Below are 13459 nucleotides of genomic sequence, written 5' to 3'. Positions count from 1 at the left end.
GATGAGCGACGAAAACAGGCTCGTGACCATGGCCAACCAGATCGCCGGCTTCTTCGCCGTGCAGGGCGACGGCGCGGTCGCCGCGACGGCCGATCACATCGTCAAGAACTGGGATCCGCGCATGCGGGCGGGTCTCGCGGCGCATCTCGAGGCCGGCGGCGACGGTCTCTCGGAGGTGGCGCGCGCCGCCGCCGAGACGATCGCCGCGGCGGACCGCGCCCGCAAGGCGGGGTGAGGGGAAACGAATTCGGTCGGCGGGGGGTCTCGCGGGCCGCGGGAAGACCGGGAGGACCCGGGAACGAAACGGCGGGTCTGCCCGCCAACCAGAGCCGGAGACAACGGCCAGGGGGGAATGACATGACCACCATCGATGCAACGGGGCAGGCGACTGCCCCGACGGGAGCGCTCGGCTTTCTCGACCGCTCGCACACGATCGCCAAGCCGGGCTTCAACCGCTGGCTGGTGCCCCCGGCGGCGCTGGCCATCCATCTGTGCATCGGCATGGCCTACGGCTTCTCGGTGTTCTGGCTGCCGCTCAGCCGCGCCGTCGGCATCTCGGCGCCGGTCGCCTGCGCCAAGGACATGACCTGGCTCGCGACCGTCTTCGCCACCGGCTGTGACTGGAAGATCTCCGACCTCGGCTGGATGTACACGCTGTTCTTCGTCTTCCTCGGCTCGTCGGCGGCGATCTGGGGCGGCTGGCTCGAGCGGGCGGGTCCGCGCAAGGCGGGCGTCGTCTCGGCGCTGTGCTGGTGCGGCGGCCTGCTGATCTCGGCCTTCGGCGTCTATGTCCACCAGATCTGGCTGCTGTGGCTCGGCTCCGGCGTGATCGGCGGCATCGGCCTCGGTCTCGGCTACATCTCGCCAGTGTCGACGCTGATCAAGTGGTTCCCCGACCGGCGCGGCATGGCGACCGGCATGGCGATCATGGGCTTCGGCGGCGGCGCGATGATCGGCGCCCCGCTCGCCGACCTCTTGATGAAGAAGTTCGCCACCCCGACCTCGGTCGGCGTGTGGGAGACCTTCGTGGCGCTCGCCGTGATCTACTTCGTCTTCATGATGAGCGGTGCACTCGGCTACCGCGTCCCCGCCGACAACTGGAAGCCGGCCGGCTGGACGCCGCCGCCGGCCTCGCAGAACTCGCTGATCACCTCCAAGAACGTCCACCTCGACGTCGCCTGGAAGACCAAGCAGTTCTGGTTGGTGTGGGGCGTGCTCTGCCTCAACGTGACCGCCGGCATCGGCATTCTCGGCATGGCCTCGCCGCTCCTTCAGGAAGTCTTCGGCGGCAAGCTGATCGGCATCGACGCCACCTTCGCCCAGCTCGATGCGGCGCAGAAGGGCCAGATCGCCGCGGTGGCGGCGGGCTTCACCGGCCTCCTGTCGCTGTTCAACATCGGCGGCCGCTTCTTCTGGGCCTCGCTCTCCGACAAGCTCGGGCGGAAGCTGACCTACACGATCTTCTTCCTGCTCGGCCTCGCGCTCTATGCCGCCGTTCCGACCGCGGCGAAGTCCGGCGCGCTCGCCGTCTTCGTCGGCATCTTCTGCGTGATCCTGTCGATGTACGGCGGCGGCTTCGCCACGGTTCCGGCCTATCTCGCCGACATGTTCGGCACCAAGATGGTCGGCGCCATCCACGGGCGGCTGCTGACGGCGTGGTCGACGGCCGGCGTGCTCGGTCCGGTGCTGGTCAACTACATCCGCGAGTACCAGCTCGACCACGGCGTGGCGCGGCAGGACGCCTATTCGATCACCATGTACATCCTCGCCGGCCTGCTGGCGCTGGGCGCGCTGTGCAACTGGCTGGTGACGCCGGTGGCCGAGAAGCATCACATGCCCGAGGACGAGGCGGCGGCCGAGAAGCGGGCGGCCGACGACACCCACCAGCACTTCGTCTCCGACGTCGCGGCGCTGGGCGGTGAAGTCGTCCACTCCTGGAAGGTGACGCTCGCCTGGGCGATCGTCTGGATCCCGCTCGGCTGGGGCATCTGGATCACGCTGACCAAGGCGCTGGTGCTGTTCCGCTGAGGTGATCACGAAGGCATGAGGAAACGGGCTCGGAACGCGGTTTCGAGCCCGTTTTCGCATTCCATCCTCGACAGCCGGCGCGTGACGGGCTAATCGCAACGCGCGCCCAGAGCGCTTCCTGCCGAGGTTCGAAGCATCCCATGCCCGTCCGTTCCTACGTTCTCGCCCTCTCCTGCCGCGACCGTTCCGGCATCGTCGCCGCGGTGTCGATGCACCTGTTCGAGATGGGCGCCAACATCACCGAGGCGCAGCAGTTCGACGATCACCTGTCGGATCGCTTCTTCATGCGGGTGATGTTCGAGGTCGGCGGCCTGTCGGTCGAAAAGCTGGTCGAGAGCTTCGCCGAGATCGTCGCGCGCTTCGAGATGGATCTGCGCATCCGCGACCGGACCATCCCGCGCAAGGTGATGATCCTCGTCTCCAAGTTCGATCACTGTCTGGTCGACCTGCTCTATCGCAAGCGCATCGGCGAGCTGCCGATGGAGGTGACCGCGGTCGTCGCCAACCATCCGCGCGAGACCTATGCCCACGTCGAGTTCACCGACACGACGTTCCACTACATGCCGGCCGACAAGACCAACAAGGCCGAGCAGGAGGGCAAGATCCTGCGGCTGATCGAGCAGACCGGCACCGAGATCGTCGTGCTCGCCCGCTACATGCAGATCCTCAGCCACGACTTCGCCGCGGCGCTGCAGGGTCGCTGCATCAACATCCACCACTCGTTCCTGCCGGGCTTCAAGGGCGCCAAGCCCTATCATCAGGCCCACGAGCGCGGCGTGAAGATCATCGGCGCCACCGCCCATTTCGTGACGCCGGACCTCGACGAGGGTCCGATCATCGAGCAGGACGTCGAGCACATCAGCCACCGCGACACGCCGGACATGCTGGTGACCAAGGGCCGCGACATCGAACGCCGCGTGCTCGGCCGGGCGCTGTCGCATCTGCTCGAGGATCGGGTGATCCTGAACGGTCACCGCACGGTGGTGTTCAAGGACTGAGCCGCCTCACCGACCGCCGAGGAGGCGTGTCAGGGCGAAGGCGAAGGCCAGCGCGAAGGCGTTGCGCGGGCGGGCGACGGCGAAGGCCGACGCGCTCGCCGTGCGGCCGAGCAGGGCCGAGACCTCCGGCACCGCCAGCGCACAGAAGATCGCCGAGACCGGCACCATCGCCACCCGGATCGCCGGCGAGGCGAGGACGTGCTCGGGCATGAGCCACAGCGACAGCCAGCCCGCGGCGATGCCGAGGGCGGCGTTGAAGGCGAGGCCGAGCACGACCCGGTCGTCGCCGTCGCCGCGCCGCACCACCGCCCTCTCGGCGGACGGGGGCATCGCGGGTGCGGGGACGGGTTCGGGCGTCTCGGCCGGCACGGACCCGGCGGCGGCGCGGTTGCCGCGCAGGGTGCGCCAGAGCCATTGCACGGTGTCGACGGCCAGTTCGAAGATGGTGACGGCGACGCCCTCGAGCACGGCCCAGAGCAGGCCGCCGACGATCTCGAACAGGATCTCGATCAGGACTTCCATCGCCCGCCGCGCCCCCTCGCCGCCACGGACGGCATGCGGGCGAGGCCCACATGCCGCAGGTCCGTCCGCCGGCTCAGCCGCGGTTGTAGACGTCCTCGTAGCGGACGATGTCGTCCTCGCCGAGATAGCTGCCGACCTGCACCTCGATCAGGTCGAGCGGGATGCGGCCGGGGTTCTCCAGCCGATGCGTCGCGCCGAGCGGGATGTAGACGCTCTCGTTCTCGGCCGCGACCGTCACCGTGTCGTCGACCGTGATCCGTGCCGTGCCGGAGACCACCACCCAGTGCTCGGCGCGGTGGAAGTGGCTCTGCAGCGACAGTTTCGACCCCGGATTGACGGTGATGCGCTTGACCTGATGGCGACCGCCGACGTCGATCGACTCGTAGGAGCCCCAGGGCCGCCACATCTTGACGTGCTCGCGCGCCTCCTTGCGGCCCGAGGCGGTCAGGCGGGCGACGAGGCCCTTGACCTTCTCGGCCTGCGCCCGGTCGACCACCAGCACCGCGTCGCGGGTCGTCACCACGACGATGTCGTCGAGGCCGACCACGGTCGTCAGCCGTCCCGGCGAATGGACGTAGCAGTTCTTGGCATCGAGGAAGGCCGCCTCGCCGCGGGAGCCGTTGCCGTTGGCGTCCTTTTCGGCGAGGTCCCAGATCGCGTCCCAGGCGCCGACGTCGGACCAGGCGAAGTCGGAGGGAACGACGGCGGCATGGGCCGTCTTCTCCATCACCGCGTAGTCGACCGACTTCGCCACCGCGCGGCCGAAGGCCTCGGGCTCGAGGCGGAGGAAGTCGAGGTCCTTGGTCGCCTTGTCGACGGCCTCGGCGACCGGGCGGCCGATTTCGGGCGCGAGCGCGTCGAGTTCGTCGAGGAAGACCGACGCGCGGAAGAGGAAGTTGCCGGAGTTCCACAGGCACCCTTCGGCGACGTATCGCTCGGCGGTCGCCTCGTCCGGCTTCTCGACGAAGGCGGCGATGGCGTTGACGCCGGGCTGCGCCAGCGCTTCACCCGGACGGATGTAGCCGTAGCCGGTCGCGGGCCGGGTCGGGTGGATGCCGAAGGTGACGATGCGGCCCGCTTCCGCCGCGGCGCGGCCGGTCGCGACATGGGCGAGGAAGCCGGCGACGTCGGGCATCGCGTGGTCGGCGGCGAGCACCAGCACGAGGGCCTGCGGATCGCGCGCCAGCGCGAGGCGCGCGGCGGCGGCGATGGCGGCGCAGCTGTCGCGGCGGAAGGGCTCGAGGACGATGTCGCCGGTCACACCCGCCGCCCGCATCTGCTCGGCGACGAGGAAGCGATAGTCCTGGCCGGTGACGACGACGGGGGCGTCGAAATCGGCGCCGGCGACGCGCTTCAGCGTCGTCTGGAACAGCGAGTCGTCTCCGGTGAAGGCGAGGAACTGCTTGGGGTAACTGTCGCGCGAGGCCGGCCAGAGGCGCGAGCCGGAGCCACCACACAGAACGACGGGAACGATGAGCGCCATGAGGCTCCACTCCAGAGACGGGATCGGCGGGACGGGGTCCCTCGGGGTCGCGACAAACTAGCCGACAAACACCAAGAAATCGAAAATTCGACGAGACGACGGCGTGTCGCGGCCGGGGCGACGCCCTCACGCCCGTCGCCACCGTCGCGGGGGCAACGCAAATGCGCACGAAAGGCGAACATCGCCCTTTCCCCGCGCCGCGTCCCGCGCCATATTCGGCGCATGGCTCGCTCTCCCCGCTCCCCCGATTCCGGTTCCTCCTCCCCGGCGAAGCATCGCCGCGGTCCGCTGACCGAAGGGCTCGACGCCTCGGCGCCGCTCGATCCGCCCTGGGCGGGCGACGAAGAGGCGGCACCGACCGGCTTCGCCGAGGCGCCGCAGGCGGGCTACGACGTCGGCGCGACGCCGCTCTCCGGCTCGATCGGCGACTGGGCGGAGGAGATCGCGCGTGCCGCCGCGGCCCCCTCCCCGGCCCAACCCAAGCCGCGCGGCCGGCCGAAGAAGGACGACGGGACCGCCACCGCCACGGAGCGCGTGGCGAGCGGCCTCAACGCCGTCTCCGGCCTCGAGATCGGTCTCGAGGAGGCCGCCAGCGCGCCGAAGGGCGGGGCGACCGCCACCGTCGAGGCGCTGTCGGCGCTGATCGCCTCGGGCAATCCGCTGTTCAAGGACGGCAAGCTGTGGACGCCGCATCGCCCCGAGCGCCCGCCCAAGTCCGAGGGCGGCATCCGCTTCGAACTGGTCTCGCCTTACGAGCCCAAGGGCGACCAGCCGCAGGCGATCGCCGAACTGGTCGAGGGCGTCGAGCGCGGCGACCGCTGTCAGGTGCTGCTCGGCGTCACCGGTTCGGGCAAGACCTTCACCATGGCGCAGGTCATCGCCCGCACCCAACGCCCGGCGCTGATCCTGGCGCCGAACAAGACGCTGGCGGCGCAGCTCTACGGCGAGTTCAAGTCGTTCTTCCCGAACAACGCAGTGGAGTATTTCGTCTCCTACTACGACTACTACCAGCCCGAGGCCTACGTGCCGCGGACGGACACCTACATCGAGAAGGAATCGTCGATCAACGAGCAGATCGACCGGATGCGCCACGCCGCCACCCGCTCGCTGCTCGAACGCGACGACGTCATCATCGTCGCCTCGGTCTCCTGCATCTACGGTATCGGCTCGGTCGAGACCTATACCGCCATGACCTTCTCGATCGAGGTCGGCGAGCGCATGGACCAGCGCCAGCTACTGGCCGATCTCGTGGCGCTGCACTATCGCCGCAACGACGCGTCCTTCCAGCGCGGCGCCTTCCGGGTGCGCGGCGACACGGTCGAGGTCTTCCCCGCCCACTTGGAAGATCGGGCGTGGCGGATCTCCTTCTTCGGCGACGAGATCGAGGCGATCGACGAGTTCGATCCGCTGACGGGGCAGAAATCGCAGGCGCTGAAGTTCGTGAAGGTCTACGCCAACTCGCACTACGTCACGCCGAAGCCGACGCTGCAGCAGGCGATCCAGTCGATCAAGAGCGAGCTGAAGCATCGCCTCGTCGAGCTGGAGCAGGCCGGCCGGCTGCTCGAGATGCAGCGGCTGGAGCAGCGCTGCACCTTCGATCTCGAGATGCTGGAGGCGACCGGCTCCTGCGCCGGCATCGAGAACTACTCGCGCTATCTCACCGGCCGGCGGCCGGGCGAGCCGCCGCCGACGCTGTTCGAATACCTCCCCGACGAGGCGCTGGTCTTCGCCGACGAGAGCCACGTCACCATTCCGCAGATCGGCGGCATGTATCGCGGCGACTTCCGGCGCAAGGCGACGCTGGCCGAATACGGCTTCCGCCTGCCCTCCTGCATGGACAACCGGCCGCTGCGCTTCGAGGAATGGAACGCCATGCGGCCGCAGACCGTGGCGGTCTCGGCGACGCCGTCGGCGTGGGAGATGGAGGAGGCCGGCGGCGTCTTCGTCGAACAGGTCATCCGTCCGACCGGCCTGATCGATCCGCAGATCGACATCCGCCCCGCCACCAAGCAGGTCGAGGACCTGCTCGGCGAGGTGCGCGAGGTCGCCGCCCGCGGCAATCGCGTGCTGGTGACGACGCTGACCAAGCGCATGGCGGAAGACCTCACGGAATACTTCCACGAGAACGGCGTGCGCGTCCGCTACATGCATTCCGACGTCGAGACGCTGGAGCGCATCGAGATCATCCGCGACCTCAGGCTCGGGGCCTTCGACGTGCTCGTCGGCATCAACCTGCTGCGCGAGGGTCTCGACATCCCGGAATGCTCGCTGGTCGCCATTCTCGATGCCGACAAGGAGGGCTTCCTGCGCTCGGAGACCTCGCTGATCCAGACCATCGGCCGCGCCGCGCGCAACGTCGACGGGCGGGTCATCCTCTATGCCGATCACATGACCGGCTCGATGGAACGCGCCATCGCCGAGACCAACCGCCGCCGCGAGAAGCAGGAGACCTACAATCTCGAACACGGCATCACGCCGGAATCGATCAAGCGCAACATCTCCGACGTGCTCTCGTCGGTCTACGAGCAGGACCACGTCACGGTGGAGGCGGGCTTCGCCGAGGCGGGCCATCTCGTCGGCAACAACCTCGCGGCCCATCTCGACGACCTGCGCGCCCGCATGAAGGCGGCGGCGACCAACCTCGAGTTCGAGGAGGCGGCACGCCTGCGCGACGAGATCAAGCGGCTGGAGGCGACCGAACTGGTGCTGGCCGACGATCCGCTGGCGCGCCAGGCCGCCGTCGACGACGCCACGGGCGGCTATGCGGGCGAGAAGAAATACGGCCGCGCCGCCAATCTGCCGCCGACGAAGGTGCGCAAGAACGCGCTCGACGAGATGACGGTGGGGCGGACGGAGGTGCCCATGGGCGGCCCGGCGCCGAAGCGCCCGCCGCCCTCGACCGCCGCCGGCACGGCCGGGTCGAAGGGCAAGGGGCGGTTCCGGAAGCGGTGAGGCGCCCCGCAAGACGGACGAAGATCCGAACGCTCGTCTGTTCGGCTTCATCCTGAGGCCCCTCTGTTCGGCTTCACCCTGAGGTGCTCGACCGCCAGGTCGGGCCTCGAAGGGCGAAGCCTCGACGGGCCGTGCCACTCGGCCCTTCGCGCTTCGAGGCCCGGCTACGCCGGGCACCTCAGCATGAAGGGCCTCCGCTGGAGACCCTCGGAGGTCGCCGGACTGCGAAGGTGTCGTGCCACTCGGCCTATTTCGTCGGCCGGATCGCCGCGCCCCAGGGGTAGCGGCCGACGCGCACCGTGCGCAGTGCGGTCAGCGAGGCGACGTCGATCTCGGTGACGTCGCCGGAGACGCCGTTGGTCACCCACAGGCGGTCCTCCTCGGGCGTCAGGTCGAGCTGCCAGACGCGTTTGCCGACGAGGATGTACTTCTTCACCTTCAGCGTCTTCTGATCGACCACCGCGACGTGGTTGGCCGGGCCGAGGGCGACGAAGCCCCAGCGGCCGTCGGCGGTCAGGCGCATGCCGACCGGCTGGATCTTGTCGCGCGGCACGCCGGGGATGGCGAACTCGACCTTGCCGACCGGGGCCTTCGTCGCGCTGTCGATCACGGTGACGGTGCCGCCGATCTCGGAGGAGACCCAGAGCCGGCTGTCGTCCTTGGTGAAGACCGCGAAGCGCGGACGCGGGTCGACGGGGATGTCGGCGACGCCGGTCTTGGTCGCGACGTCGATCCAATGGGCCATGTTGGTGGTCTCGGCGGTGACGACCACCGACTTGCCGTCGTGCGAGAAGCCGACGCCCTCGGGTTCCTCGCCGACCGGGACCTGACCCACCACGGCGCGGGTCTCGACGTCGACGAAGGTGGCGATGGCGTCGTTCTCGTTGGAGATCACCAGCGTCCGCCCGTCCGGCGACAGGGCGAAGAGTTCGGGATCGGCGCCCGACGGCAGATCGTGCAGCAGCTTGCCGCTCGCCACGTCGAAGACCTGCACCGTGTCGCTGTCGGAGGCGCAGACGTAGAGCCTGGTGAAGTCGGTCGAGAAGACGATGCCGCGCGGCCGCTTGCCGACCTTCAGCGTGTCGACCACCTCGCCCTTGACCGTATCGACGATCGAGATCGTGTTGTCCTTCTCGTTGGAGACGTAGAGGAGATGGGCCTCGGCCGCGCTCGCGAGGAGCGGCAGGGCGAGGGCGGCGGCGAGGAGCGGCGTGCGACGGTGCGACATGGTTCTTCCCGCGATCGACGGTCGAGACGGAGAGCGAGCCGCAGCCTCGGCGCGGCTCGCCCGCGACATCACTTGCGGCAGCCCTTCAGCTCCTTCTCCTCTATCGAGAAGACCTCGCCTTCGGTGACCTTGACGCCCTTGACCATGCAGGAGCGGCCCTTCACGTCGGTCAGCTTGGCGTCGTAGGTGCCCGACTTGACGCCGACGATCTTCAGCCGCTCGTCGTGATCGACGGTCTTGTCGTTGTCGTTGAGCGCCTGGTTGGCGCCCCATTCGGTGGTGCCGGCCGGCGCCAGCCACAGACCGTTGACGGTGTTGTCGGTGAGGTTCCAGAAGCGGGTGCGGGCGGCGGCGTCGGCGGTGGCGACGGCGGCGAGGACCGCGAGGACGGTCGCGGCGATGGTGCGGTACATGGGTCTTCCCTCCCTGATGGTGCGGACGGGGGCGTCGGCGGCGACTAGCCTTCGCGCGGCCTCGGATGCGGGGCCGCGTGTTCCGTTCGGGACGCAGGAGATCCGTGGCACGCGCTCGCGCGCCGGCCTCGATGCGGGCATGTGCTTCCTCCCCGGGATCGGCGATCGACGTCGCCCTGCCTTTTCGGCTGTTCCCGAAGCGAGTGAAGCAGGCGACGCGCGGCGACGTCCATTGTTCCTAGGTGCAGAATCGGGCCGGCGGCGCGCCAGTCGCGAGTCGGTCGCGCTTGCCGAAGCGATCGCGGGCCGGGATAATGCGGCATCCGGCAAAGACCGAAAAACGAACGAACCGGACAGCGGAGGGGCAGTCGTGGCGATCGAACAACCGGACGCGCGCGGGCGCGAGCCGAAGAGGTCGGCCGGCTCCGAGAGCGTACGCGTCGCCGTGTCCGAGGCCTCGAACGCGGCCGACGCCGTCGCGGAGATCGCGGCGAAGCTCGGCGATCCGGCGGAGATCGCCTTCCTCCTCGTCTTCGTCGCCGCCCGCCATTCCGCCGAGGCCGTCGCCGCGGCGCTGACCGAGACCTTCCCCGACGTGCGCCATGCCGGCTGTTCGACGGCCGGCGAATTCGCGCCGGTCGGCCCGGTCGATGCGGGCCTCGTCGCGGTCGCCTTCCCGAAGGCCGACTTCGCCATCGCCTGCGCGCCGCTGCGCGGGCTCTCGACCTTCGGGCTGGAGGACGGCGGCGGACGGCTCGCCGACCTCTGCCGCACGCTCGAGGCCGACCTCGGCCGCGGCGAGGGCGACACCTTCGCCCTGACGCTGCTCGACGGCCTGTGCCGCCGCGAGGAGGTGATCCTCGCCGCCCTGCAACAGGCGATGCCCGGCCTACCGATGGTCGGCGGATCGAACGGCGACGATCTGTCGTTCCGCTCGACCTTCGTCATCGCCGACGGCGAGGTGGTGCGCGACGGCGGGCTCCTGCTGCTGATCCGGACGCCTCTGCCGTTCCGACCCTTCGCCCACGACCATTTCGCCCCGACGGCGCGCAAGCTGGTCGTGACCGGCTGCGACGCCGACCAGCGGCGCGTCACCGAGATCGACGCCGAACCCGCCTGGGACGCCTTCACGGCGGCGACACTGGTCGACCCCGGCGACACCGACTGCGACGTCTTCGCCGCCCATCCCCTGCTCGTCCGAATCGGCGGCGAGTACTACTGCCGCTCGATCCAGCGCCGCAACGACGACCGCAGTCTGTCGTTCTATTGCGCCATCGGCACCGGTGTCGTGCTGACCGTCGCCGAGACGCGCGAGATGGTCGGAGCGCTCGAACATGCCCTCGACGAAATCGACCGTGACCTCGGCGGCATCGACTTCGTGCTCGGCTTCGACTGCGTCCATCGCCGCATCGAGGCGGCGGGACGGCAGGTCGCCGATCGCATCTCCGACGTCTTCCGTCGGTTCAAGGTGGTCGGCTTCAACACCTACGGCGAGCAGTTCGACGCCATCCACCTCAACCACACCTTCACCGGCGTCGCCTTCGGCCGCAGGCAGGAGACGCCATGACGCTGCGAGAGGACCTTCGCGACGCCGAGACCGCACGCCTGCGCGACCGGATCGCCAAACTCGAGAAGATCAACGCGGTGCTGATCGAGCGCGCCGAGACCAGTCTCGACGGGAGGGCCGACGCCTTCTCGCTGTTCCAGACCACCATCGGGCTGGAACGGCGCGTCCGACGGCGTACCGACGAACTGACGCACGCGCTGCGTCGGCTCGAACAGTTGAACGAGGAGCTGGTGGAGGCGCGCGACCGTGCCGAGCGGGCCGATCTCTCCAAGACGCGATTCCTCGCCCAGGCCGGCCACGACCTCCTGCAGCCGCTGGCCGCCGCCCGCCTCGCCTCGGCGGCGCTCGCGGAAATGCAGGCCGAGAGCGACGGCCGTCGCCTGTCGGCGCAGGTCGAGCGGGCGCTCGCCTCGATCGAGGGGCTGCTCAAGACCATCCTCGACATCTCGCGGCTCGACGCCGGCGTGATGGTGCCGCGGATCGGCGCGGTGGCGCTGGCACCGCTGATGGAGGATCTGGCGACGGAATTCGCCCCGACCGCCGAACGCCGCGGCCTGCGTTTCGACGTCGTGCCGTCGAGCGCCCATGTCGCGACCGATCCCCTGATGCTCGAGCGCATCCTGCGCAACCTCGTCGGCAACGCGTTGCGTTACACCGAGAGCGGCCGGGTCCTCGTCGGCGTCCGACGGCGCGAGGCGATGCTGCGGATCGACGTGATCGACACCGGTCCGGGCATTCCCGACGATCGCCACGAGGCGATCTTCGAGGAGTTCCACCGCGAGCAGCGCCGGGTGCCGGACGGCGAGGTCGCGCTCGGGCTGGGCCTGTCGATCGTCCGGCGCCTCGCCGAGGTACTCGGCCATCGCATCGCGGTGGAGTCCGAGCCCGGGCGTGGCAGTCGCTTCTCGGTCGAGCTGGCGATGGTGGAGGCCGACGTCGCGGCGGCGGCGCAGGTCGTCGTCGGCGCACGGCCGACCGGCGATCTCGCCGGCTCGCTGATCGCCGTCGTCGACAACGACCCGGCGGTGCGCGAGGCGACCGTCGAACTGGTCGGACGCTGGGGCTGTGCGACGATCGCAGCGGGAGCGGCGGAAGAGGCGATCGAGCAGGTCGCGGCCCTCGGGCGCCGGCCCGATCTGCTGCTGGTCGACTATCACCTCGACGAGGGCACCGGCCTCGATGCGCTGGAGGCGATGACCGCCGTCTGGGGTCCCGGCATTCCGGCGATCGTCGTGACCGCCGACCACGGGCGCGAGATCGAGGAGCGGTTGGCGGCCAACGGCCTCGAGCTGATGCGCAAGCCGGTCCGTCCGGCGGAGCTGCGCGCCCTCGTCGCCCACATGCTGGCGCGCGGCATCAACGGCGCAGCGTCGGAACGCTCGTCGGTTCGCTGAGCTGGGCCGGGTCGATGCGCGCGGCCTCGATCACGGCCTGCGTGCGCGAGAAGACGCCGAGCTTGCGCAGGATCTCCGAGACATGCGCCTTGACCGTCGTCTCGCCGACATCGAGCTCGTGGGCGATCTGTTTGTTGAGCTTGCCCTGCCTGAGCATCTGCAGCACGCGGAGCTGTTGCGGCGTCAGGCTCGACAGGCGGGCCGCGACGTCGTCGCCGCCCTGCGCCCGGGCGGGCGCGGCGCGCGACGGGGCCGCCGGCCAGGTGCCGCCGGCGAGCACGGTCGAGATCGCCTTGGCGATCTCGTTCTTCGGCGCCGACTTGGAGACGAAACCGGCCGCCCCGAGGGCGAGCGCGTCGCGCACGATGGCGGGGTCGTCGTGGGCCGAGACCACCAACACCGGCAGCGAGGGGAACTTCCGGCGCAAGAGCGCGATGCCGTCGAAACCGGTGGTGTCGGGCAGCGTCAGATCGACCAGCGCGAGATCGTACCCGAGCCGCCGTTCGGCGATCGTCTCGATCGCAGCGGCGAGTTCGGTCGCCTCGTGGATGTCGGCATTCGGCGCGACCGCGCGCAACGCGATCTGGATCGCCTCGCGAAACAACGGATGATCGTCGACGATCAGAAAGGCCGTCATGGTCTTCGTCTCTCCCCGCGCCGGCACTCTCGTGGTGCTCGTTCACGCGATCCTGAACCGCTTCGCCTCCCGCGGCAACGCCGACCCTCGTCCAATCGCCCTTCGTCGGGGCCGAGTGCCGACGCCGTGGCCCTGCGACGTCGCGATCTTCTCCCTGTTGGCAATGTCACGAAGCCGGCGACGCGTCTAGGCTCGAACGACATCCGTCCAGGAAGAGAGCCGCCCGAGCGGCCCGGC

The 13459-nt window shown here is 69.6% G+C and carries 11 protein-coding genes; 6 read left to right on the top strand and 5 right to left on the bottom strand.

What is annotated here, in order from left to right:
- Window position 1: 1 nt before the first annotated feature.
- From ACT541_RS07815 to purU, 3 genes are all read left to right on the top strand, one after another.
- Complete coding sequence (locus ACT541_RS07815; RefSeq protein ID WP_476135640.1) at window positions 2-235, top strand: formate dehydrogenase subunit delta; 234 nt, start codon at window positions 2-4, stop codon at window positions 233-235.
- 122 nt (window positions 236-357) lie between these two features.
- On the top strand, window positions 358-2028 hold the full coding sequence (locus ACT541_RS07810) for an OFA family MFS transporter (RefSeq protein WP_476135638.1): 1671 nt from the start codon (window positions 358-360) through the stop codon (window positions 2026-2028).
- 140 nt (window positions 2029-2168) lie between these two features.
- Entirely contained in the window at window positions 2169-3026 is an 858-nt protein-coding gene (gene purU, locus ACT541_RS07805; protein ID WP_476135637.1) for a formyltetrahydrofolate deformylase, read from the top strand.
- Between the two features lie 6 nt (window positions 3027-3032).
- Here the strand turns inward: purU and ACT541_RS07800 are convergent, their stop codons facing one another.
- Together ACT541_RS07800 and ACT541_RS07795 are read right to left on the bottom strand one after the other, a co-directional pair.
- Window positions 3033-3548, bottom strand: a complete 516-nt coding sequence (locus ACT541_RS07800; protein ID WP_476135635.1) for a hypothetical protein — start codon at window positions 3546-3548, stop codon at window positions 3033-3035.
- Window positions 3549-3621: 73 nt separating this feature from the next.
- Window positions 3622-5031, bottom strand: coding sequence for a mannose-1-phosphate guanylyltransferase/mannose-6-phosphate isomerase (locus ACT541_RS07795; protein ID WP_476135633.1), 1410 nt, complete (start codon window positions 5029-5031; stop codon window positions 3622-3624).
- A 222-nt stretch (window positions 5032-5253) separates the two neighbouring features.
- Between ACT541_RS07795 and uvrB the strand changes: the two genes are divergently transcribed.
- Entirely contained in the window at window positions 5254-7983 is a 2730-nt protein-coding gene (gene uvrB, locus ACT541_RS07790; protein ID WP_476135631.1) for an excinuclease ABC subunit UvrB, read from the top strand.
- 247 nt (window positions 7984-8230) lie between these two features.
- Here uvrB and ACT541_RS07785 read toward each other — a convergent pair whose 3' ends face one another.
- Together ACT541_RS07785 and ACT541_RS07780 are read right to left on the bottom strand one after the other, a co-directional pair.
- Entirely contained in the window at window positions 8231-9211 is a 981-nt protein-coding gene (locus tag ACT541_RS07785; RefSeq protein WP_476135629.1) for a PQQ-dependent catabolism-associated beta-propeller protein, read from the bottom strand.
- A gap of 68 nt (window positions 9212-9279) precedes the next feature.
- Window positions 9280-9624 (bottom strand): hypothetical protein, encoded by a 345-nt coding sequence (locus ACT541_RS07780; RefSeq protein ID WP_476135627.1) that lies wholly within the window; start codon window positions 9622-9624, stop codon window positions 9280-9282.
- A 370-nt stretch (window positions 9625-9994) separates the two neighbouring features.
- Between ACT541_RS07780 and ACT541_RS07775 the strand changes: the two genes are divergently transcribed.
- Window positions 9995-11191: an FIST N-terminal domain-containing protein gene (locus ACT541_RS07775; RefSeq protein ID WP_476135626.1), complete on the top strand. Its 1197-nt coding sequence runs from the start codon at window positions 9995-9997 to the stop codon at window positions 11189-11191.
- Window positions 11188-12585, top strand: coding sequence for an ATP-binding response regulator (locus ACT541_RS07770; RefSeq protein WP_476135624.1), 1398 nt, complete (start codon window positions 11188-11190; stop codon window positions 12583-12585). Before ACT541_RS07775 ends, ACT541_RS07770 begins: the two co-directional genes overlap by 4 nt.
- On the opposite strand, the gene ACT541_RS07765 is transcribed toward ACT541_RS07770, so the two are convergent.
- Window positions 12548-13222 carry a response regulator transcription factor gene (locus ACT541_RS07765; protein WP_476135622.1) on the bottom strand — a complete coding sequence of 225 codons (675 nt, stop codon included), beginning with the start codon at window positions 13220-13222 and terminating at the stop codon, window positions 12548-12550. The genes ACT541_RS07770 and ACT541_RS07765 overlap by 38 nt on opposite strands.
- Window positions 13223-13459: the final 237 nt, after the last annotated feature.

The sequence above is a fragment of the Pinisolibacter sp. DMC100 genome (assembly GCF_056313705.1).
Note: the sequence above shows the minus strand (reverse complement) of the source record. Positions and strands in the feature narration are given on the sequence as shown.